Origin of the sequence: Psychrobacter sp. DAB_AL43B (genome assembly GCF_900168255.1) — a bacterium.
Taxonomy (GTDB): domain Bacteria; phylum Pseudomonadota; class Gammaproteobacteria; order Pseudomonadales; family Moraxellaceae; genus Psychrobacter.
On the sequence record NZ_LT799838.1, the window covers coordinates 2,231,405 to 2,254,691 of the forward strand.

Consider the following 23,287-nt stretch of genomic DNA (forward strand, 5'->3'; position numbering starts at 1 on the left):
GCCCCCTATAATGAGGTTTTCATTTGGGCTAAATGAATCTACCTATCATTACCGCTATTAGCACCCTGTTATGCATTATATTTCGTGCTGCGGTAATGTCCTGTAATTGAGACGCAATCTGATGAGTAATAATCTGTTGATGCGACATAAGGAGTGTGACGCATGTTAATTTTGACACGCCGCGTGGGCGAAACGCTAATGATTGGCGATGAGGTCAGTGTGACTGTCCTAGGTGTCAAAGGCAATCAAGTACGTATTGGCGTTGATGCGCCAAAAGATATTGCCGTACACCGCGAAGAGATCTACCAGCGTATTCAGCATGAGCGTACTGTACAGTCGCAAATGCAACATCTCGAACAAGGCAGTTTTGCGCCTTCATTCGATGATGAAGACTATTTTAATCGCTAAGCGGTTGGCTTCATGCCTAACTATCAATAATCATTGAGCATAAACCAAGCACTATAATTTTTGCTTTTTAATCTGCTCTGAGGTCATTTATTTATGAGTATTCGCCAATCAGATGTATCGGCTCTACTTAATGGTTTGAATAAAAAAGCCATTGGATTCAATGATGTTATCAGCTTTATTGATGATTTTTATCGTTATGCGCCAACGCCTTTTGTCAATGGTATGGTACATAACGCTGCCGGTGAAAACGAAGGTAGCGCTAAAATTTTTGGCCTTGCTAAGCACCATGGCTTAAATCAATTAGACACGTTAAAGCTGTTCGGTGAGCACTACGCCAAGGTTCAAGCGACCCCTAAAGGTACCGATCATGCCAATATCCGCAATTTTTTACATTGGGGCTGGCAAGGGTTTTTGATGGAAAAAAATCCATTGACGGTGCGACCAAGTGTCGATACTACTGCACTTTAATCGTTTATTTGTAAAACAACTAAAAAAGCCACGCTATCATCATAGCGTGGCTTTTTGGTTTTGGCAGCTGAATTATTGATAAGACTAGCTTTTATAAGACCATTTTATTTATCGCGAAATTTAATCGGCTGCACCGCACCTTTGGGGTTTGGCATATTAGGATAATGATGCTCGTGTTCGACATCACATTCAGCACCGACGATAGAGCCATCGTCTCTTATCGGTTTATGAATATAACCGGTACGCTCAGCAGGCGGCAGATGTTCATGCTCCCACACCATGACCGCTTGCATACAGGTTTCGCGCTGCTCGGCTGTTAGCTTACGACCATCTGGCCATTTGCCCAACTCAATCGCCATACGAAAATTATCGGCTATTTCAGGCGTCAAGCTTGCTAATATCGTTTGTTTATCCATCTTATCTACTCTCCACTACTGTTTCTATATGGCATGCTTTATCTAATAGATACGCTTATTCATCATCCATAATATCATCATCAGTATCAAGACTGAACTCTTCGGCATGGACGTTCCAGTGCAACTTCGTCCGGCAGGCTTCATAGAAATCAAACCCTGGCGGATGTAACAAGGTTAGTTTATCAGGATGCTTGCGAATATACAGACGCTGCTCTTGATCGAGCGGTATGCTAGGTTTGCCATCGGCGCTGACCATTGGCTGCGTGCGATTGTCCTCGTGGATACGAATACAAATCTCGCTGGTACCACTCACTACAATGGGTCGACTAGACAGCGTATGCGGGTGCATGGGCACCAAACATATCGCATCCATGCTCGGATGAATAATTGGACCACCGCCAGAGAGTGCATAGGCAGTTGAACCCGTCGGTGTCGCCACAATTAAGCCATCACTGTGCTGCCGATATACATCATGCCCATCGATTGTCAGCTGAAAATCAATCATATGAACGGATTTACCAGCGTGCAACACCACATCATTGAGTGCCATATCTTCATGAATAATCTTGCGACCTTCGCGAATCTCCATCGTTAGCAGAAATCGATGATCTAACTGATAATCCCCCATCAATACTTGGCGTAGTTTAAAGGCAGCCTCATCAGGTTTAACATCGGCTAAAAAACCAAGACGACCACGGTTAACCCCTAATACAGGTACGCGGTAACGCGCCAACGCCTCAGCAGCATGGAGTATGGAACCATCACCACCGACCACAATAACGAGGTCACAAATCTCGCCAATCAAGCTACGCTTGACGATTTTGACCCTTTCAATCTCAGTGAGATTTAATGTGGGTAAGTTGGAAGTTTGCACATCCATAATCAACGTAAGGTTCATCTCGTTGATTATCTGAGCAATCTGCGCAATACTTTGGGTGACACTGCGTTTTCCCGCGCGACCCATCAAGCCGATGCGTCGAAAGGCAGGGTTTTTGATAGCGTGGAACATCTCTGATTCATGTAAGTGCGGCAATCTTTCTGACTGCGCTGAGTTTTCCATAAAACGACTCGGCATAACGGTAAAATACAGGGCAATGATAGCGATAAATAAGCAGTTAGACTAGCATGTTTGTGAATTATCGTTGTTAACTGTCGTAATTAACCCCATATAAAAACTATCATACGTCTTTTTAGGCGTGTTTATTTAGCTACTTAATATCGCTGTATATAGGAGCAATAAGCGACTCAATAGTTGCGTAAAGCCTTGTATGCTGTCACGCAATCACCGTTGACAATAATGGCGGTTTTGCTAAAGTAGCTGACATCACTATTATTTATATTTTATTAAGGACACATTTATGGCAAATCCTATTGTCAGTCGCGCAGAGCTTGCCGTTGGCGGTACGCCGATGACGGTTAAGGGCGTGATTCAAAAGACCAGTCTCCTGCTTGGGCTATCGGCTATCACAGGTATTGGTTTTTTCTTTTATGCGCTGATGGCAGGTTTATCACAAGGTTTTATCACGATGGCGGCTTTTGGTAGTATGTTTGCTGCCTTTGGTTTAGCGATTTTTATTACCTTTAAACCTCAAAAAGCCAAAACCTTCGCCGTCCCTTATGCACTTTTAGAAGGTATATTCTTGGGCGGTATCTCGCTGTTTTTCATGAGAATGTATCCAAGCGTGCCAGTCACTGCTATGTGTGCAACGTTTGTAACAGCAGCAGTCATGTTGGGACTATATCGCTCAGGCTTAGTAAAGGTTACTGAAAAATTCCGCTCAATCGTGACCTCAGCATTGATTGCTATCATGCTTGTTTACGTGGCTCAGTGGGTACTTTCGTTAGCCTTTGGTTCAAGCCTACCCTTCTTATTTGAAGGTGGCGCTATCGCTATTGGCTTTAGCTTGTTTGTGATTGTGATCGCCTCTTTTACGCTGTTATTAGACTTTGATAACATTGAGCGCGGCGTGGCAATGGGTGTGTCAGAAGACTACGAATGGTTGTTCAGTATTGGTCTTCTTGCAACACTAGTGTGGATGTATATCGAATTTATGCGTCTACTAAGCTATCTACAAGATTAATCTAAACACTGTTTAACAATCATTGAAATAAAAAAACCGTCTTTATAAAAGGCGGTTTTTTTATGGGTAAATATTAAAGGCTTATTTAAATTGCTTTAAGCTGATTTAAACTAAGCACGTTTTAAACGCAGCGCATTTAAGACCACAAACAACGAGCTTAATGACATACCAATGGCAGCAAGCCAAGGCGGTACATAACCCAAAGCCGCTGGTATCAATACGCTACCGTTATAAATAAGTGCCCAGCGCAAGTTTTGTTTAATAATACGTTTGGTTTTATCAGCGATACGTTTTGCCGCTATAATAGCTTCAATCTGTCCATTTAGAATAATGCTGTCACTTGATACTTGCGCCAAATCAGCAGCACCGGCAATTGAGGTCGAGACATCTGCTGCTGCCAATACTGGCGCATCGTTAATACCATCACCAACCATCAGCACCACTGCCCCTTTAGCTTGCAACTGCTGAATGTGGTTGACCTTATCCGTTGGCGACAGTCCGTTATAGGCTGACTGCATGCCTAAACTTTCAGCCATCACCAGCGCTTGCGGGCTTGGGTCGCCGGTCAACATGATAGACTCAATACCTAGCTCTTTCAGCGTATCGAGCATCGATTTAGCACTATCACGTACCTTATCATTAAAGTAAAAACACGCCAGCGCTTGCCATTCACACGAGTTGTTTTGCTGACAAGATAAAACTACGGCTGAGCTGGCACGCTGTGCAACTAAATCAATGGTCAAATCGTTATGCGCATTGGCATCATCATTTGCTCTATTTAAAGCAAAATTCACATGACCAATTCGATATAGCACACCATTAATCATTGCTTCTACTCCACCCGCCGGATAATACTGTAAAGCTTGGGTGGCGGGTAGATGCAGCTGATAGGCAGCGGTTAATAGGGCATGTGCAATCGGATGACGGCTACCGACTTCTAGAGCCGCAGCAATTGCCAGTAGCGTGTCCTTTTCATCGTTTGTATTCGTTGTAGCCTCAGTGGCTGTCAGCAGCTCAATATTTAATAAATTAGGTTTGCCATAGGTTAATGTTCCCGTCTTATCAAAAGCCACATGGGTAATTTCAGCAAGCGTTTGCAGGGTATGCCCACGGGTTGTCAAAAAACCATAGCTTGCCAGTCGGTTGGTCGCTACAGTCAGGGCAATCGGTGTCGCTAAGGAGAGTGCACAAGGGCAAGTAGCAACCAACACGGCAACCGTCGCCCAAATCGCTTGGCTCGGGTCAACGATATACCAGCCGATAAATACCAAAACCGATAATACTAAAATCCGTGCGACAAACCAACGTGCCAGCTTATCTGCTTGCTGTGCCAGTTTTGGCTTTTCACTCATTGCTCGGTTCATCAGCCGATCAATCAGACCTATTTGGCTGTCTTCTGGCAGCGCTGTGACTAGCATCTCAAATGGTTGGCTATCATTTTGCGCACCGCCAACGATATAATCGCCTTGAGACTTACTGATTAAATCGCCTTCGCCCGTCAGCAAGCTTTGTGACACCGTCGCAGTTGAGCTAAGTAAAATACCATCACTGATAATTTCGGAGCCAGCCTCTATCATGATGATGTCACCCACTTGTAAACTATGGGCGGTTACCATTTGCTTTTCTTCTGCCTCACCTTCTGCATTTGAGACAGTCAATCGTTGCTGGCGGGTCTGCTGCCATTCTTGAGCAATACGTGATGTTAATGTAAATATATTAGCATCCATACTTTGCATAAAGTTAGGCGTAGCGCTCGCTGTAGTTTGACTATTCAGCTCATTACTAGCCCCGTTAACAGACCCATTAACAGCGACATCATCAATCTTATTAGCAGACTCTTCGCTTTCTTGTTTAAGAGCATTTTTCTGAACGCTGTTTTGTTCTAATAGCTGCAAAATACTTTCAGCAGCGTCCTTATCTTCAGCAATTTTCTGTACCAAAACCGGCTCAACGACCACCAAATCATTTGCCATGGTTGCCGCTTTTAGCCGTGCATTGTGCTCAATATAACGCCCTGCCAGTAAGAAGAAAATAAACATACTGACTGAGTCATAGTACGTCTCCCCTTGCCCAGTGACAGTAGCGTAGAGGCTGGCAAAAAATGTGACAATCAAGGCAATACTAACGGGCACGTCCATATTGACTTGACGGGCACGAATCGCTGACCATGCTGAAGTGAAAAACGGCACACCAGCATAAAAGAATACCGGCGTACTGACGAATAAAGACACCCAGCGCAGAAAATCTCGCTGAAATATCAGCATATCGCTATATTCACCGAAATAAATTGCCACCGCATACATCATCGCCTGCATCGAACCCAATGCCGCGATACCAAGCCTTATTAGCATTTGGTTATTGTGACGTGCTAGCATGGCTTCGTGGGTATCTTGCCGATAAGGCTTGGCTTCATAGCCAATTTCATTAATGACAGCGAGAATACGGCTAATAGGTAGCTTATCCTCATCCCAAATCACCCGCATGCGCTGATTGGTCAAATTGACCTGACATTTACTGATACCATCCAGCTCATCAAGCCGCGATTCAATCAGCCACGTACAGGCTGCACAGCGTAGGTTATTGACGGACAGCTCTGCAACCGACATGCCGTCTTGCGCATAAACGAACTGTGATTTTATTTCCTCATGATCATAAGCTTCAAGGCGAGTCAGTTGCGTTGGCAAGCTTGCCGTACGGTTAATTTCCGAGCGGTCAAGATAGTATTGCTCAAGTCCCGCTTCTACAATACTTTGAGACGCTAACTGACAGCCCATACAGCACATCTCACGTGACTTACCTAATATATCGGTATGAAACGGCGGCTGCGGCACCGGATCTCCGCAATGAAAGCAGTGACCGGCAAACGGCAGTACCAGACCTTCAATAATAGAGTTGTCTTGATGATGAGAGTTGGTGATTGATGAAGCTGGTGATTGGACACTGGACATAATCGCACTTATTTCCTTTAGATAGGTTTGCTTACAGCCAATTCGCTTTGGGTAAACTTCCTATCCTCTAATCTGCTCGATAGCGATTAACACTGCTATTTTAAATGGCTATTAATATAATTATTGATATGGCTAGCACGCAGTAAAAAACAACAATAGCAACTACTGCTAATTCATACAAAATACATCGTTATAGACATTTTAACTTGTTATCGTAAATGACTACCTTATATGGCACTCATTAAGCCAATTAAAAGCTTTTCATACTTTCGTATAAATACGAGTATTCTATTAAAGATTATACTATAAGCAAGCGCTCTGAGCAGTATAACCCTTCATAGTATAATCCCAATGAATGCCTGAGTTGATGATGATAGATTGAAAAATTTGTCAATTTGCGTCATTATGAGGCAGTTTTTTATCCCAAAATGGTGTGTCATCCGTGCAAAAATCTAATTCTAAGCGACCACAGTCATCTAAGCCTGCTATAAATACGCTACCTTCACAGCAGCGCGGCATGGTGTTTAGTAGTATTTTATTAATTGTCGTTATCGCGGGCATGGTGCTATTGGCCCTTTATCTGCTCAAACTTGATCGCACCATTACCAGTAAGTTTGAGGGTAAACGTTGGGATATTCCGGCAAAGGTTTATTCGCAGCCCCTTGAATTATATGAGGGCGCCAATGTCGATAAAGATACCATGAAGACTTGGCTGGAATTACTCAATTATCAAAGCACCAAAGCTTATGATCGCACGGGTACTTATCATAAGGCAGGCAACACCTATTTTATCCATACGCGTGGTTTTACTTATAGCGCAAATGATGTGGACAAAGAGCAAGTCATCAAACTGACGATTGCTGGCAATAAGGTTGACTCTGTACAAAGTACTTTGCCTGCTAAAACCGGTATCATTCGTCTTGAGCCAGTCAATATTGGTGGTATTTATCCAGATAGCAATGAAGATCGGATGGTCGTTTCTTTAGATCAGGTGCCGCAGCCGCTCATTGATGCCCTGATAGCGACAGAAGATCGTGGTTTTTATGAGCATAAAGGCGTATCGATACGTGGTATTGCCCGCGCCGTACTGAATAACTCCTCTGGTGGTTCTAGGCAGGGTGGTTCGACCATCACCCAGCAGTTGATCAAAAACTTCTATCTTAACTCAGATCGCACGCTTAAACGTAAGGCCAATGAAGCATTGATGGCCGTGCTACTTGAGCTACACTATAGTAAAGATGAAATTTTACAAACCTATCTAAATGAGATTTATTTGGGTCAAAACGGCAAGCGCTCTATTAATGGTTTCGGCTTGGCGTCACAATTTTACTTTGATAAACCGCTCAATGAGCTGCGCTTAGACCAACAGGCCTTGCTTGTCGGTATGGCAAAAGGACCTAGCGTTTATAACCCACGTCGTCATCCAAACGATTCAAAAGCGCGCCGTGACGTGGTACTTAGCAATATGTTAGCAGTAGGCTCGCTCAGTCAAGAAGACTACGATAAAGCATTAAAGCAGCCACTTGGTGTGGTTGATAAGCCCGTTGAAGGAAAAAGCCAGTTCCCTGATTTTTTAGATATCGTTAAACGGGAACTAAATGACGTCTATTATTCTGACGATCTTAAAAATGAAGGTCTGATTATTATCAGTACCTTAGACCCTATTGCCCAGTTGGCGGCGGACAAAGCTGTCGATAAAGAACTTGGCCAGCTGCGTCGCAACAGTAGCAAAACCAAAGATTTACAAGGTGCTTTAGTCAGTGCCAACCCTGAGACCGGCGAGCTGGTTGCCGTGGTTGGTAGTGGGAGCGAATTTACTGGGTTTAACCGTGCAGTAGACGCCAAACGACAAGTGGGTTCGTTATTAAAGCCCATTATTTATATGACGGCGCTTGAAGGTGGACGCTATAATTTGGCAAGTTCGGTTGACGACTCACCAATTACCGTCAATCTAAGTGATGGCACTGAATGGAATCCGAAAAACTATGACAATCGTGACCATGGTTATGTCCCATTTACCACAGCGCTATCACAATCTTACAACCATAGTGCGGTACGCTTAGGTATGGAGTTTGGGATCGATACTTTTGCCAAACAATTAAAGCGCATGGGTGTTAAAAAGAAAATTCCACCCTATCCTTCCGCTTTATTAGGATCAGTCAATCTTAGTCCGATGGACATGCTTGGCGTATATCAAGTCTTTGCAACCGGCGGCTTTCGTACGCCTATTCACAGTATTCGCAGCGTCATTGATGATCGCGGGCGTATCTTACAGCGTACTGGATTAAATACTCAGCGCAGTATTCCGCCTGAGACCAATTTTTTGATTAACTATGCCTTGCAAGATGTCGTCAAGAACGGTACGGCTAGACGCATCCAATCGCTTGGCAGCAATTTAAACCTTGCCGGTAAAACAGGTACTACGAACGATTATCGCGATGCTTGGTTCGCGGGTTATAGCGGCAACTATGTCAGCGTGGTTTGGGTTGGACGTGATGATAACAAGCCAATTGGTCTAAGTGGCGGTAGCGGCGCTTTGCCAGTTTGGGTCGATTATATGAATCGTTTAAAACTGACGCCTGTTGCGCTACCTGAACCAGAAGGTATTGAATGGCTGTGGTTAGAGAACAACTCAGGCAAGCTATCGAATGAGCGCTGTGCCAGTGCACGCTACTTGCCCGTTATGTCTGCCTATTTACCACAAGAAGCCAGCAGTTGCGCTATCGGCTTATATCAACAAGATCAAGCTCGTGAGCAGACACAATGGCAAAATGAGCAAGGCTCTATCAATCAACAGCGCCGCCGCGAAGGCTTAGATATTCCAAATGGCGAAGCCGTTGATGCGGGTGATGAAGCTAACAATGCCGACCAAGAGGGTGATAGCACAAATAGTGCCGATACTTGGTATGACCGTGCGGTTGAATGGTTCTAAAGTTTTGAAAACTTAAAAAAGGCTTTTAATATGGCGTTATTTACACAGCAAACGATACTAGCTAAGCAGGCTGTTCACATACCGTTTAAAAAACAGACTAAGCTAATTAATACTGTGCTTGCAACCAGTGCCCTTTTCGGCATGTTGAGCTTGAGCGCCTGTCAAACTGCGCCAACATCTATAAACAAAACACCAGCGGTCACGACGACGACGTCTGTGATTCAAGCGCCTATCGTTGAAACAGAAATTGAAACGGAAAATGATTACCCGATTGAGCCTGATACTCCATCTGAGCAGACTACATCGACAAAGCCAATAACGGCAGCAACACCCGTATTCACGCCGCCCAGTCAAAGCCCAGTGGTGACTCAGCCTGATATTGTTATTCTGACGCCTTCTCGTGAAGATGAGATGATATCTCAGCCTTCCATACCGTCGCATAATGACTTATTAGAGCGGGCACGACAAAACTCGCAGCAGCGCAGTCAACAAACTGCTACTAATAATAGTAATTTACCCGCATTTCGCAACCTTATGCAAGTGGGTACAGGACAATTAAAGGCAGGTAATCTAAATGGCGCTGAGAGCAGCTTTACCCGTGCACAGCGCCTTGCTCCCAAATCATCAGCAGTTTATTTTTATTTGGCCCAAGTAGCGCTGAAAAAGAACCAACCGCGTAAGGCTGAAGCGATGGCACGTCGTGGTCTTAGCGTTTCTCAAGATAGCAGTCGCCGCCGTGCTCTATGGCAGATTATCCTACAATCTGGGCAACAACAAGGCAATGCACGGGTGATAAAAGAAGCCAAGCAAGCGCTACGCTAACTGGGTCAAACGTATTATGAGCGCCTGCTTCTTAGCCTCTATTCATAAACCTTTAATGGTTAATAGCGATTACTGGTTTTTTAGTGCTAACTTTCAGCACTAATTTTGAGCGCTAATATAATCTCTATAACTTTTATCAGCAATCAAGATTTTGCTCATTTATTATTTATTATTTATTATTTATTATTTATTATTTATTAAAAATACCAATCCCTCTTTTATTTTGAACTAAGGTTACCGTTATGGCATGGCAACAACTGCATTTACAGTGTGAAAAAGATAATGTCGATCTCGCCGAGGCGCTGTTATTAGAAGCAGGCGCTTTATCAATTGCACTCGATGACGCAGGGGATCAACCCTTATTCGAGCCGCTCCCTGGTGAGTCCCCACTATGGGATGAGGTCATTTTAACAGGGTTATTCGACGCCACAACGGATGCTGGCAATCGTCAGGCTATTGAGCAATTGAGCCACGAAATCGCCGCCCAAGTACATGCTAGCCGAACTTGGCTGAGTGCTGTGGATGATAAGGATTGGGAGCGTGAATGGATGTCCAATTATAAACCCATTGAATGTGCCAATGATTTATGGATTGTTCCTAATTGGCTGACGCCGCCAAATCCTGAAGCCACCAATATTATTATGGATCCAGGTCTGGCTTTCGGTACCGGCTACCATGCCACTACTCGATTATGTCTGGACTGGCTGACTGAAGAGAATCTCAAAGATAAAGTGGTTATAGATTATGGCTGTGGCTCAGGTATTCTGGGCATCGCAGCACTATTGTTAGGGGCTCGCCACGTCTATGCTGTCGATATTGACCCACAAGCGGTGCTTGCTACCAATCAAAACGCAGCACGCAATCATGTCGATGACCGTTTGCAAGCCTTTTTGCCAGAGGACTTTACCACCTATTGGCAACAAAATGACATACAACCAGTAGAGTTCTTGGTTGCCAATATTTTAGCCAAGCCGCTTATCGGTTTAGCCCCTTATTTTGTCACCTTAATGGCAGCAAAAAGCCGTATCGTGCTCGCAGGCTTGATTGAGTCACAAACCGAACAAGTGACTGAAGCGTATCAGCCTTATTTTGCGCTCGACCCTAAGCATGCTTTTACCGCGCAAGAAGATCAGCATTGGCAGCGTTTATCTGGTACATTTACAGGCTAGCAACATTAAATTACATCTGTTACGATATAGAAGCAGTTAAATATTGTGTATTTGACGCTGCTCTATGGTTGCCTATGGATGATGTATAGAATATTTAAATAATGACATTAGAATATTTAAATAATGACATTAGAATAATCGGCAGCGGTTGATGAGTGGCTACTCGGTATTAATACTTATACCTTTTTGGATTTGACCCTATGACCACGCCAATAAAAACTCAGTGCCCTCATTGCCATGCCAGTTTCAATATAAAGAAAACCCAGTTGAACCAAAAAACCGCTACGGTCTGCTGTGAAAACTGTCAGCAAAGCTTTTTGGTGAATAACAATCTTATCGTGACTGCCGATACGGACCTTAGTAATAAAGATATAGCCAGTATAAATACCGCTAGCAGCAGAATTCGTTCAGATACAGAAAGCCCTTCTTCAAACGCATCGACACTGCTTATTGACACTGACAATTCTGGTTTACCATCCTATCGTTCAAAAAAATCAGCAGTAGATGCCTTAATTCATGATGATATGATTCATGATGATATGGATATTGAGGCAGATGACGATGAAGAGTTAGAATACGACTCACTAGATAGTATGAATGCTTGGCTAACTCAAAATACCGATTCCAACCATGCCACTACCACAAACGACACATTGCAAAAAAACCCTTCTGCGAAATTAGATAAAAATCCATATTTATCCGCTCCTATATTAAACACAACACCCTCAGCGACTGCCTCGTTAAAAGACGCCCCATCATCAGCGCAAGTCGCTCTGAGCTCCGCAGCGTCTAATGACATTCATGCTAATATCAACGATAATGCCGATGAATCGTGGCTTGAAAAACTGCTCAAAGAGCAAAATAAAAACGAAGACGCGCTAAAAAATGAAACTGACTTATCACAGTTACTTTTGAGTATGGGCGTTTCTTTCAAAGAAGAAGACAGTAGCAACGCCGCCCATGCTAAAAAAATGCAAACACAAGATAAGTTTTCGCCAACGCCAGCGCGACGTTCTATTGCCTCATTATTATGGCTATTCGGCTGTCTAGTATTAACTCTGCTACTTTTTGCTCAGTATATTATTTTCAACTTAGATAACTTGGTTAAAAATCCTGCTTATGCTGAACGCCTACAGGCAATATGCTCGATCGCGGCTTGTAGCCTACCTAGTGCTGATTTAACGGCATTAACGGTGAGCGATGTTAAGCACCAACCCAGCCAGATTAAGGCCGCAAATACATTTAGCGATGTCAGCGTCACTTTGAATAACCAAAGCCCACAAGCGCAGCTATACCCTCATATTAAAGTTAGTGTTTATAGTACAAATGCACTTATTGGCGAATTTATTGCAGCGCCAAATGAGTATTTATTGAGTACGCAAAGTCAATTAGGGGCTGAAAGTCGTAGGCAACTACTCTTTACAATACCTGCAGCCAATGCTCAAATTAATAAAGTCGACATCAGCCCTATTTATTAAAACGGCTGAATGCCGATAATATTTATGGTAATTGCTTTAAATCAATAACAATCAACAGCATCGTTGCTACGATCGCTATGATGGCGCCCAATCTGTTGATATTATGCGCTATGACTTTGATATAATAGCACTCGAACGCCTCATGGTTTTACTCTTTAATCTCAAGGACATTATCTTATGGCACCCCATGTACAGTATAATGCCAGTCATTCTCACAAAAGCGCTGAGAATCCTACTGATTATTATAAAGAGGACTACCATCGCTCAAATCACGATGTAAAGCCTTCTTTAGAGAGCACAAGTCACACACATGAACCTTTACGAGTGCATGTTGAGCGCGTTGTGCGACAATACTTTGCGATGTTAGGTGATGAGATACCAACCGATTTATATGAGCTTATTTTAAAAGAAATAGAACAGCCGCTGTTATCTGTTGTGCTTGAAAAGAGCCGAGGCAATCAAACCAAGTGTGCGCAAATTTTGGGTCTCAATCGCGGTACACTACGCAAGAAGCTCAAAACTTATGGTTTAATGTAGTACCAACTCTTACTTTTAATTGGTACTGCCAACCATCTGCATGACACGCTCATCTACCCTAACTGATATTCATTATGTATGGCAGTTTATAGTTTATGATCTTATCAATCGCGATATGCTCTGCACTGATTGTCATTATTACCTTGCCAGACGTTTACGTCAGGCTTTTTTTATGGAACTTTTCTTATGAGTAAAACCCCACTTGCACTACTGTCGGTCTCCGATAAATCTAATATCGTTGAGTTCGCTCAAGGTCTGATTAAAGCAGGTTTTGGTTTATTGTCGACTGGCGGTACTTATCGTTTGCTCACAGAGCATAATGTCGCCGTCACCGAAGTATCAGATTACACGGGTTTTCCTGAGATGATGGATGGTCGAGTCAAAACGCTACATCCTAAGATTCATGGTGGCATTCTAGGACGCCGTGGCAAAGATGATGCCGTGATGAGTGAGCACGCGATTGAACGCATTGATTTAGTCGTCGTAAACCTCTATCCGTTTGCAGAAACCATTGCTCGTGCTGATGTGACCATGAATGATGCCATCGAAAATATCGATATTGGCGGTCCTACTATGGTACGTTCGGCAGCAAAAAACCATGCGCATGTTGGTATTGTGACTGATCCAGCAGATTATACGCGCGTACTTGATGCCTTAGGTAATGGCACTGAACTCACCACTGCCTTACGCTATGATTTAGCCGTTAAAGCTTTTGAGCATACTGCCCAATACGACGGTATGATTGCAAACTTCTTAGGCAGCCGTGTCAATGAAAGCCAGCAGCCTGAGAATTTTTCACGTACTTTCAACGTCCAGCTTGAAAAAGTGCAAGACCTGCGCTACGGTGAAAACCCACATCAAAATGCGGCTTTTTATGTCGAAAATCAGTCTTCAAAAAGCAAGCAAGCCTCGATTGCAACCGCTCAGCAACTACAAGGCAAAGCATTGTCTTATAACAATATCGCTGATACCGATGCGGCGCTTGAGTGCGCAAAAGCATTTAGCGCACCTGTTTGCGTCATTGTTAAGCATGCCAATCCTTGCGGCGTCGCGGTAGACAACGACCAAGTAGCCGCTTATCGCACTGCTTTTAGTACCGACCCTGAATCTTCTTTTGGCGGCATTATTGCCTTCAATCGTCCACTAACCGTGGCAGCAGCGAAAGCCATTATTGACAATCAATTTGTCGAAGTCATCATCGCGCCTAGTATTGAAGATGGCGTACTTGAAGCGACTGCGACGAAGAAAAACGTACGTGTCCTAGTATGCGGCGATTTACCGTCACCTGAGCAGCGTGAAAGCCAGCTCGACTATAAACGTGTGAATGGTGGTCTACTGGTCCAAGAGCAAGATTTGGGCTTAATTACTGCTAATGATTTAAAGATTGTCACTGACGTGCAGCCGACTGAAACACAGATTGCCGATCTACTATTTAGCTGGAACGTCGCTAAGTATGTAAAATCTAACGCTATCGTATATGCAAAAGGTCAGCGCACCATTGGTGTAGGCGCAGGTCAAATGAGTCGCGTCAACTCAGCACGTATCGCAGCGATTAAAGCCGAGCACGCTGGACTGGCGACAGAAGGTGCGGTTATGGCATCTGATGCCTTCTTCCCTTTCCGTGATGGTATTGATAATGCAGCCGAAGTAGGGATTGCTGCTATCATCCAGCCGGGTGGCTCTATGCGTGATGACGAAACCATTGCCGCGGCAAATGAACATGGCATTGCGATGGTATTCACCGGTATGCGTCATTTCCGCCATTAAACTGCTCTCAAGGTACGATATTAATCAAAGACGCTTATGTTAGATTAAAAGCCTTTAAAACTAAAAGTCTTTAAAACTAACAGCCTTTAAAATTAAAAATCGCCTTCATTAAAAAAGCCACTGTATCGCTATTTAAATAGCGACAGTGGCTTTTTTATGCTTAAGAGTTGATTGAACTATTAGAACAAATGAGTAATCAAGCGCCTCATATGTATTTTAGCGTCCTTGAGCATTCGCCATATTGGCTTCATTGATCTCAACTTTATACACCAAACGTAGATAATCTAAATAGTCTTGTAGCTGATCCTGACCTAAATTATCACGAATAATGGCTGCTGTTTGCGCTCTTTGTACATCAGATAGCGGTGACTGTTGCTCTGTTTTTATACGGTCACCAACCAATAATGTTGCACCCATTTCCGTCTCGCTAGCAATTGCCACGACACCATTATCTGCTGCTTGCTGACTAAACGCTAAGCCACGCTCTTTTTCTGTTAATTGCGTGGTTTGACGGTTGACACTGCCTAACGCTTGAAAGTTAACAGGCTGTTTAGTGATATCGGCAGTGGTTTTAATACCAGCTGCTAATTTTTTAGCGTCTTTTAGCGCAAGTGCGGTGGCTTTTTGCTGACGTAATATTTGGGTGATTCTTGGCGTAGCCGCTGATAAAGACAATGTTTTAGTAGGACGATAATTACTTGGTTGTATCCATACCGTACCATTACCAACCTCAATACCTGCTGTGACGGCTTGGTCTTGAATGGTAAACTCGTCAAACGCTTGCTTTATCACTGCTGGTTGCGATAGGACTGATTTATTGTTTTCTTTACGGTAATCTTTGAGACGTTTTAATGGCACATTTTCTTGCTGAGCGATATCTTCAATACTGAAACCATCTGCCGCTAAATCATTAATAGCAGTCACTTTATCAGCATAAATCTCCTGACGTTTGTATTCTTTTGCTTTCGCCGTCAACTCTTCACGCATACTTTCTAAACTTGGTATTTTGCTACCACTATCTTCAGTTACCGTAAATATCTGATAGCCAAAGCTGGTCTTAACAGGTGCGCTGACATCACCTACGCTTAAGCCTTCTAGCGCTTTTTCAACCGCTGCCGCATCATTGCCAAATACTGATGGGTTAAAGAGCCCTATATCACCGCCAGTCTCTCCTGATGGGTCATCTGATTCTGTTTTAGCAAGCTTGGTAAAAGACTCTCCTTTAGCAAGACGGGCTTTAACTTTATCTGCTCGAGCCTTGGCATCATTACCTGTCAATAAAATCTGGCTAATTTTACGCTCATCGACGACAGCAAGACTCTGTTTATAAGCGGCATATTGCTGCTGCAAATCTTCTGTCGTGACCTCATTAACTTGGATAGTTTGAGGGCTAAGCTGTAGATAAGCCAAATCTACCACTGCCGCACTTTTTAGCGTGTCTTTATTGGCATCGTAATAGGCTTGTATGTCATTTTTGCTTAATTTAACTTGACCGACATAATCTTGCCAGTTAAAACGATGTAGCCAAATATTGCGCGACTCTAGCTGTAAGTCAATCAGTTGACTGACCGCTTGCATAGGGTATGCCGCTGTCCCAACAATGCTGGCGTTGAGCTGATCAAGGCTTAGCTGATTACGAAACTCTGTAAACAGCTGATCTTTGGTCATATTACGCTGACGCAAAAAGCTTGCAAACTGATCGTTTGAAAACTCACCGTTTTCATCTTTAAAGATTTCTTCTTGGCGCAAGAGACGATTAATAGTGTCGTCAGAAACGGTCATGCCAAGTTTACCAGCCTGCTGCTCTAACAAGGTGCGATCTATAAGACCTTTTAACACTTGTTCGTGTAGCACATCTTCATTTAATAGGCTGGCATCATCAACTTGCTCTAAAAGCTCGGTACGACGGTTATTTACAGCAGTCTGGTACTCTGATAGTCCCACACTAGCATCACCTACCTGAGCGATTTGGTTGGGATCAACCCCACCTCCAAAGTAGCTTTCGACACCCAATAGAGCGAGCGGCGATAGGCATAAAATCAATAAAATGCGACCTGGCCAGCTTTTTAAGAAATCGCGCAATTTATCCATAGTTATCTCTGCTTTATTAACCTATATTGATGAAAGACCATTGTAATACTATTAATAATATCAACGCTCTACAAGCTGGCAATGGTAAGAAAATGGTAAAAATAAGAAAGGGTGCATTTTATTATTGTCGCTCAAGATGAATAACATCGCCTTTATTTGATCAACATCTCTAGCGCGCGCCCTATGATACGTGATTTTTAATGCAGACTCAAAATATTCACACGATATAATACAAACTATAGCACTAAAAAAAGCACCTAATATCTAGGTGCTTTTTTGCTGCTTCATTTATAGCTTAGCTTATAAGTTAAACCATAAGTGAATTTCTATTGTGTCACTGCTAACAAACGCTGTTTTTATTCGTGTATCACGTCGTCAACTGCGCATGTTTATCAATAGAATGGCTTAGTTCAAGCGCTCTTTTAAGTTTTTACCAGCTTTAAAGCTTGGTACTTTGCTAGCTGGAATGCTCAGCTCTTCACCAGTCTTAGGGTTACGGCCAGTGCGAGCCTTACGGTCTTTTACACTGAAAGTACCAAAACCAACAAGTGAGATGCTATCGCCAGCTTCTAGAGCTTCGCCCACGCTTTCCATAACAGCATTCAAAGCATCACCAGCTTGAGTTTTATTTAGACCACTTTTTTCAGCGATGCTATCAATTAATTCTGACTTATTCATAAAATTTCCTTCAAGTTTTAGGGGGTAAAAAACGCTCACGCCAAGTATTGTATCGCTCTCAGAGTACTTAAGCAATAAAAACCACCTGACTCACGCATAAACAGGTTTCGCTTTGTTAACGTCTTTATATCAAGGCTGCATAAGGAGCGCAAGCGATTTTACATATATTTGTGCACCTTACTACGTATTTAACACCCAATGTTACTTAAACATTCTGCAATTTCGTGACAAGATCGCTATTTTATATTCTGGTGTATAAAACCCTAATGTAGTGATTTTCATCTATTTTATCTTTGAATACAAATTAGCAAGTATGGCTCAAGTGTGGCTATCGCCTAATCCTAATGCTTTAATTAGAGGAATAATGGTCAGGTAATAATGTAGCCACTGACAGAAACTAGCGTTACTTTTTATTATAAAGACGGTACTATAAGCGAAATCTTATTGTACATTTTGGGTCGTTTTTGATCCTTGCTTGTCCTTTTATCTTTAACTTGAACAATAACAACGGATTATTTACATGAAGCGTTCTACGTTGTCTCACTCTTTTCTTAATGTCATTTTGGTGTTTATCGAATCGGCGCTGACCCTGCTGTTACGTTTAGATCCAGAACTCCGTAAAGCCGCTTATCCGCTTGCCAAGCAAGGTACTGTCGTCGCCCTTAGATTATATCTACCACATGTGGAGGTATTCGCCACCTTTAGCACCAAAGGCGTGTTATTGGATGACAGACTCCCTATCGGGCGTAGCGAGCCTGACGTTGTCATCAACGCTTATAGCATTCAAGTGATTAATGCCATCACTACTCACGATAGCGAAACGACAGAAAAGCTGCAAATGCGCGGTGAATCTGTGCAAGTACAGCTGGTAAAGCAGTTTATCATGCAACTTGGCCTAGGTAGCTTGATTCAAGGTTTGATTAGAAAGATTAAAGGCGGCAAAAGCAAGCCCAAGCCTACTGACGCTGAAAAGGCGGATAAAAAAGAGAGCTATAAGCTACGGATTAAAGAACAGCAGACCCAAATCACTACCTTAACCATTAAAAACCGTGAGCTTGAAACGACTGTCAAAGAATTACAAAGTAAGCAAAAGACCTTTATTATTACAACGATAGTCGCTACTGTCATCGCTATTGCAGCTATCATCGCATTGTTTGTGATGAACTAACGCTTATTAAGCAATGTTATATATAAACCTTTGAGAGTAAGTAATGGGCTTTGATAGCGTTTAATATGATTCAGAAATATTAAGCGCTTTTTTTCGCTTACTTGTTTTGTCATTGTTTTTTTCGTACTACTAAGCTTTAAAATATAAGCAGTAAATCAGCCAATGACTATAAGTATCTCATACGCCTTTGAAAATCACATTTTCTGATATCTCTCCTCCTTCTTTTACCGGTCGTTTTCTTACCATTGTTTTTATCAATCATCGTAATAAGTATGACTAACCATTCAACCACACTTTAATCTTGACTAAATTACTCGGGATTGAGTATAATTACCTTATCGTTGCACACATCGGGTAAACCATCTGTTGTTTAATAACGATAAAACACAACTTAGTCGATAGATGATTTTTATTAGAAGTTTGCTTATTGCACATAAATGATGTGTTTTTAACAGCTACTTCAAATAGCTAGCTTTTAATAATACGACGAGACTAAGATCGTTGTTAAATAAACTTATCATTAAAAGGTTTGGAGATAACACATGCGTTTGACTACTCGAGGCAGATACGCCGTTACCGCTTTGCTAGATTTGGCACTGCAAACCAGCCAACAAGAGAGTGCTGTATCTTTATCTGATATTGCTAAGCGACAATCGATATCGATATCTTATCTCGAACAGTTATTTTCAAAACTACGTAAGCGTGGTTTGGTCACGAGTATTCGCGGGGCGGCAGGCGGCTATCATTTAGCCAAGCCACTTGATCAGATAGATGTGATGAGTATTATCTCTGCTGTCGATGAGTCGGTTAACGCGATGCAGTGTGAAGGACGCGGCGACTGTCAAAGTGGTACAATGTGCCTCACTCATGATTTGTGGTGTGCCTTATCCAATCATGTTGAGCAGTACTTGAAAAATATAACATTGGCGCAATTGTTAGATATGGAGCACGTGCAGTCAGTGTCAGACCGTCAGCACACATTTTCTTCGAAAGACATTTCTATAAAAGACATCAATACTATTACTTTATCGACCAGCGAGGCAAACCCAGCATGAGCCAACATAACAAACTTATATACTTAGATTATGCCGCCACTACGCCAGTTGCTAAGTCAGTCGCTGCCAAGATGAGCGAGTATCTGACGGTAGACGGCATCTTTGGTAACCCAGCATCACGCTCGCATGGCTATGGCTGGCAAGCTGAAGAAGCAGTTGAAACGGCACGTGGGCAAGTTGCTGACGTCATCCATGCGGATCCACGCGAAATCGTCTTTACTTCTGGTGCAACAGAATCTGATAACTTAGCCATTAAAGGCGCCGCACATTTTTATCAGTCTCGTGGTAAGCATATTATTACCAGTAAAATTGAGCATAAAGCGGTACTAGATACTTGCCGCGAGCTTGAGCAAGAAGGTTTCGAGATTACTTACCTTGAGCCACAGCCAAGCACTGGTATGATTTTGCCAGAGCAAGTGAAAGCTGCCTTACGTGAAGATACGATTTTAGTATCACTCATGATGGTCAATAACGAGCTTGGTACGATTACAGATGTTGCTGCTATTGGCGAAATCACTCGTGAAGCGGGTGTTATCTTCCATGTTGATGGCGCGCAGTCTGTTGGCAAGGTGCTTATCAACCTTGAAGAGATGAAAATAGACTTAATGAGCTTCTCAGGTCATAAAGCATACGGTCCTAAAGGTATTGGTGCACTATTTGTGAGCCGTAAGCCACGTATTCGTCTAAAAGCAGAGCAACATGGCGGCGGTCATGAGCGCGGCATGCGTTCAGGTACCTTGCCTACCCATCAAATCGTTGGTCTTGGTGCAGCCTTTGCTTTAGCCAATGAGCGTTATCAAGAAGACCACGATCACGCGGCAAAATTACGCCAAAAGTTGTGGGATGGTTTACAAGATATTGAAGAGATTTATCTAAACGGTGATTTAGAAAACAGCGTTCCTAATATTGTAAATATCAGCTTTAACTTTGTTGAGGGCGAATCGCTCATGATGTCGCTAAAAGACTTAGCCGTATCATCAGGTTCAGCCTGTACGTCAGCGACGCTTGAGCCATCATATGTATTGCGTGCTATCGGTCGCCCAGATGAGTTGGCGCATAGCTCAATCCGCTTTAGCTTCGGTCGTTATACGACTGAAGAAGATATTGATACAGTTATTACCCAGATGCATCAAGCCGTTGACAAATTACGTGCCCTATCGCCACTTTGGGATATGTATCAAGAAGGCGTTGATTTAGACTCAGTAGAGTGGTCTGAGCATTAAGATTTATTCAGTAGTAAAATAACGATATGGTTATTAAATATAGCCATTAGACGATCAATCAAACAATTATAAATACAGTTTTTATAAGTGAAATGTTTGACCCCAATTATCGATGAGTAAGTAGACATTAAAAGTTAGTAAGTTACTAATCTAAGATGCTGCTCATCATCTAACTAGGAGAAAATCCCATGGCCTATAGTGACCAAGTTATTGATCATTACGAAAACCCACGCAACGTTGGCAATCTTGATAAAAATGCCAAAAACGTTGGTACCGGTATGGTCGGTGCCCCAGCCTGTGGTGATGTGATGCGTCTACAAATTCAAGTTGATGATAACGGTATCATTGAAGATGCACGCTTTAAAACCTATGGCTGCGGCTCAGCAATTGCTTCAAGCTCACTCGTCACTGAGTGGTTAAAAGGCAAAAGTTTAGACCAAGCTGGCGAAATTAAGAACAGTCACATTGCTGAAGAACTAGCATTACCACCAGTAAAAGTGCATTGCTCTGTCCTTGCAGAAGATGCTATCAAAGCGGCTATTAGTGATTATAAAGGCAAGCATGCGGCGGCTGAAGCGTAGTCGTAGTTAAAACGACCAGCTATATTGAGTATATGTGTAAGCAGCTTAATATATATTATTTAGTAACTTGCTCTTTGTATAAAAGCGCAAGCTGCTGAAAAGCGGCTAACGCCATGAAGGTGACAATGACGCTTATGTAATTGTCACCTTTTATTTATTTTAAACGGTTTATTCGAATTATCTTGGCAAGCGCTTTATTTTGCCAACTGACATAAAGTATTTATTCAGATTTTTTATCTCTATTATTGATAGTCAATAGGAGTTGGCATGATTGAAATGACAGAACGCGCCGCTCAGCATGTTCGAGATTTTTTGGACAATCGCGGTAAAGGTGAAGGTATCCGAGTCGGTATCCGTACAGCAGGTTGTTCGGGTTTGGCTTATGTTTTAGAGTTTGTCGATACGCCTGATGAAAATGACACGCGTTATGAAAGTCGTGACGTTAGCATCTTTATCGACCCTAAAAGCTTGGTATATTTAGATGGCTTATTGATGGATTATGAAAAAGAAGGCCTAAACGAAGGCTTTAAATTCACCAATCCCAATCAAAAAGGCGAATGTGGCTGCGGTGAATCCTTTACGGTGTAAGCTTTTTTATTGAATAAGATAGAAGTCCTCAAAATAATAAATAAAAATGAAGGCATGTGATATGACAGACAATACTCCAGAAGCACAGTTTGACAACTTCTTTGCCCTATTTGAGCAGCCTGTACAATTTGACATCATCCAAGACAGCCTTGATCAACGTCTACGTCTCCTGCAAAAACACTATCATCCTGATAATGTCGCAAAAAATGTGGCAGATAATGCAAAAGCAACGCAGCAGTCTGAGCAAGCGTCGGCACTTATTAATCAAGCCTATCAGACGCTCAGTGCGCCTGATAGCCGCGCCAGCTACCTGTTAGATATGGCTGGTCAAGCGCAAAATGTAGAGCATTCCATCGCAGATTTGGACTTTTTAGAAGATGCCATGCAAATGCGTATTGATTTAGACGATGCCATTGGCGATAAAGATATATCAGCGCTGCAACAGCTACACCCACAGATTACAGAACGCCTAGCTAAGCAGTCTGCACGTTTTAATAATGCTTACCAAAACCAAGACTGGCAAGCGGCAATTGATGCGACCCAAAAACTGAAGTTTTTAGTCAAATTGAATGCAGACATCACTATTGGGCTTGATGAAGTCGCAACTACTCAGCATTTAGATGATGATGATTTATATGTTTAAACCATTTATTTTTACTGGCATCATTTTTAAATACAACTGACTTAGTCCAACTTCAAATATGCATAGTGCTTTTCTTATGCCTAATGACTTTTTATAGAAGTATCTGATTATTATAGAAGCACTTTAATTTAAAAACAGTTACCAACACAGTGAATGACTACTTATTTAAAAGCGATGGTTAAAATAGTACCAACTATCCCGTATAATCACTTACTTTAAATACCCTTAACTGCT

The 23,287-nt window shown here is 42.6% G+C and carries 19 protein-coding genes and 1 pseudogene; 15 read left to right on the top strand and 5 right to left on the bottom strand.

From position 1 onward, the window contains the following. Positions 1 to 162 precede the first annotated feature (162 nt). Both csrA and DABAL43B_RS09575 read left to right on the top strand, forming a co-directional pair. Positions 163 to 330, top strand: a pseudogene (gene csrA, locus DABAL43B_RS09570) (carbon storage regulator CsrA); the annotation flags it as partial. 171 nt (positions 331 to 501) lie between these two features. Further along, positions 502 to 876, top strand: coding sequence for a HopJ type III effector protein (locus DABAL43B_RS09575; protein ID WP_079692158.1), 375 nt, complete (start codon positions 502 to 504; stop codon positions 874 to 876). A 104-nt stretch (positions 877 to 980) separates the two neighbouring features. Here DABAL43B_RS09575 and DABAL43B_RS09580 read toward each other — a convergent pair whose 3' ends face one another. Both DABAL43B_RS09580 and DABAL43B_RS09585 read right to left on the bottom strand, forming a co-directional pair. Then, positions 981 to 1,292: a YeaC family protein gene (locus DABAL43B_RS09580; RefSeq protein WP_079692159.1), complete on the bottom strand. Its 312-nt coding sequence runs from the start codon at positions 1,290 to 1,292 to the stop codon at positions 981 to 983. 55 nt (positions 1,293 to 1,347) lie between these two features. Continuing rightward, a complete protein-coding gene (locus DABAL43B_RS09585; protein ID WP_171996388.1) occupies positions 1,348 to 2,301 on the bottom strand; it encodes an NAD(+) kinase in 954 nt (317 codons plus the stop codon). Positions 2,302 to 2,650: 349 nt separating this feature from the next. On the opposite strand from DABAL43B_RS09585, the gene DABAL43B_RS09590 reads away from it, so the two are divergent. Further along, positions 2,651 to 3,373, top strand: coding sequence for a Bax inhibitor-1/YccA family membrane protein (locus DABAL43B_RS09590; RefSeq protein WP_079692161.1), 723 nt, complete (start codon positions 2,651 to 2,653; stop codon positions 3,371 to 3,373). 110 nt (positions 3,374 to 3,483) lie between these two features. Here DABAL43B_RS09590 and DABAL43B_RS09595 read toward each other — a convergent pair whose 3' ends face one another. Beyond that, entirely contained in the window at positions 3,484 to 6,321 is a 2,838-nt protein-coding gene (locus tag DABAL43B_RS09595; RefSeq protein WP_079692162.1) for a heavy metal translocating P-type ATPase, read from the bottom strand. 442 nt (positions 6,322 to 6,763) lie between these two features. Between DABAL43B_RS09595 and mrcB the strand changes: the two genes are divergently transcribed. The 6 genes from mrcB to purH all read left to right on the top strand — a co-directional run bounded on the left by mrcB (position 6,764) and on the right by purH (position 15,026). Next, on the top strand, positions 6,764 to 9,253 hold the full coding sequence (gene mrcB / locus DABAL43B_RS09600) for a penicillin-binding protein 1B (protein ID WP_079692163.1): 2,490 nt from the start codon (positions 6,764 to 6,766) through the stop codon (positions 9,251 to 9,253). Positions 9,254 to 9,283: 30 nt separating this feature from the next. Next, positions 9,284 to 10,075 (top strand): tetratricopeptide repeat protein, encoded by a 792-nt coding sequence (locus tag DABAL43B_RS09605; protein ID WP_079692164.1) that lies wholly within the window; start codon positions 9,284 to 9,286, stop codon positions 10,073 to 10,075. A 242-nt stretch (positions 10,076 to 10,317) separates the two neighbouring features. After that, complete coding sequence (prmA, locus tag DABAL43B_RS09610) at positions 10,318 to 11,244, top strand: 50S ribosomal protein L11 methyltransferase (RefSeq protein WP_079692165.1); 927 nt, start codon at positions 10,318 to 10,320, stop codon at positions 11,242 to 11,244. A 200-nt stretch (positions 11,245 to 11,444) separates the two neighbouring features. Beyond that, entirely contained in the window at positions 11,445 to 12,722 is a 1,278-nt protein-coding gene (locus DABAL43B_RS09615; protein WP_079692166.1) for a zinc-ribbon and DUF3426 domain-containing protein, read from the top strand. 177 nt (positions 12,723 to 12,899) lie between these two features. Then, on the top strand, positions 12,900 to 13,259 hold the full coding sequence (fis, locus tag DABAL43B_RS14520; RefSeq protein WP_079692167.1) for a DNA-binding transcriptional regulator Fis: 360 nt from the start codon (positions 12,900 to 12,902) through the stop codon (positions 13,257 to 13,259). Between the two features lie 186 nt (positions 13,260 to 13,445). Further along, on the top strand, positions 13,446 to 15,026 hold the full coding sequence (gene purH / locus DABAL43B_RS09625; RefSeq protein ID WP_079692168.1) for a bifunctional phosphoribosylaminoimidazolecarboxamide formyltransferase/IMP cyclohydrolase: 1,581 nt from the start codon (positions 13,446 to 13,448) through the stop codon (positions 15,024 to 15,026). A 216-nt stretch (positions 15,027 to 15,242) separates the two neighbouring features. On the opposite strand, the gene DABAL43B_RS09630 is transcribed toward purH, so the two are convergent. Both DABAL43B_RS09630 and DABAL43B_RS09635 read right to left on the bottom strand, forming a co-directional pair. Then, the gene (locus DABAL43B_RS09630) at positions 15,243 to 17,117 is read right to left on the bottom strand and encodes a SurA N-terminal domain-containing protein (protein WP_079692169.1); all 1,875 of its coding nucleotides are present in this window, start codon (positions 17,115 to 17,117) and stop codon (positions 15,243 to 15,245) included. Between the two features lie 405 nt (positions 17,118 to 17,522). After that, positions 17,523 to 17,834, bottom strand: a complete 312-nt coding sequence (locus DABAL43B_RS09635; protein WP_227516667.1) for an HU family DNA-binding protein — start codon at positions 17,832 to 17,834, stop codon at positions 17,523 to 17,525. A 481-nt stretch (positions 17,835 to 18,315) separates the two neighbouring features. Here DABAL43B_RS09635 and DABAL43B_RS09640 point away from each other — a divergent pair, with 481 nt between their 5' ends. The 6 genes from DABAL43B_RS09640 to hscB all read left to right on the top strand — a co-directional run bounded on the left by DABAL43B_RS09640 (position 18,316) and on the right by hscB (position 23,053). Further along, positions 18,316 to 18,963 (top strand): hypothetical protein, encoded by a 648-nt coding sequence (locus tag DABAL43B_RS09640; RefSeq protein ID WP_079692170.1) that lies wholly within the window; start codon positions 18,316 to 18,318, stop codon positions 18,961 to 18,963. A gap of 542 nt (positions 18,964 to 19,505) precedes the next feature. Then, positions 19,506 to 20,018 (top strand): Rrf2 family transcriptional regulator, encoded by a 513-nt coding sequence (locus DABAL43B_RS09645; RefSeq protein WP_079692171.1) that lies wholly within the window; start codon positions 19,506 to 19,508, stop codon positions 20,016 to 20,018. Continuing rightward, positions 20,015 to 21,241 (top strand): IscS subfamily cysteine desulfurase, encoded by a 1,227-nt coding sequence (locus tag DABAL43B_RS09650; RefSeq protein WP_079692172.1) that lies wholly within the window; start codon positions 20,015 to 20,017, stop codon positions 21,239 to 21,241. Before DABAL43B_RS09645 ends, DABAL43B_RS09650 begins: the two co-directional genes overlap by 4 nt. Positions 21,242 to 21,429: 188 nt before the next feature. Next, the gene (iscU, locus tag DABAL43B_RS09655) at positions 21,430 to 21,822 is read left to right on the top strand and encodes a Fe-S cluster assembly scaffold IscU (protein WP_079692173.1); all 393 of its coding nucleotides are present in this window, start codon (positions 21,430 to 21,432) and stop codon (positions 21,820 to 21,822) included. 267 nt (positions 21,823 to 22,089) lie between these two features. After that, complete coding sequence (gene iscA / locus DABAL43B_RS09660) at positions 22,090 to 22,410, top strand: iron-sulfur cluster assembly protein IscA (protein WP_025653020.1); 321 nt, start codon at positions 22,090 to 22,092, stop codon at positions 22,408 to 22,410. 61 nt (positions 22,411 to 22,471) lie between these two features. After that, a complete protein-coding gene (gene hscB, locus DABAL43B_RS09665; RefSeq protein WP_079692174.1) occupies positions 22,472 to 23,053 on the top strand; it encodes a Fe-S protein assembly co-chaperone HscB in 582 nt (193 codons plus the stop codon). The last annotated feature ends 234 nt before the right edge of the window (positions 23,054 to 23,287 follow it).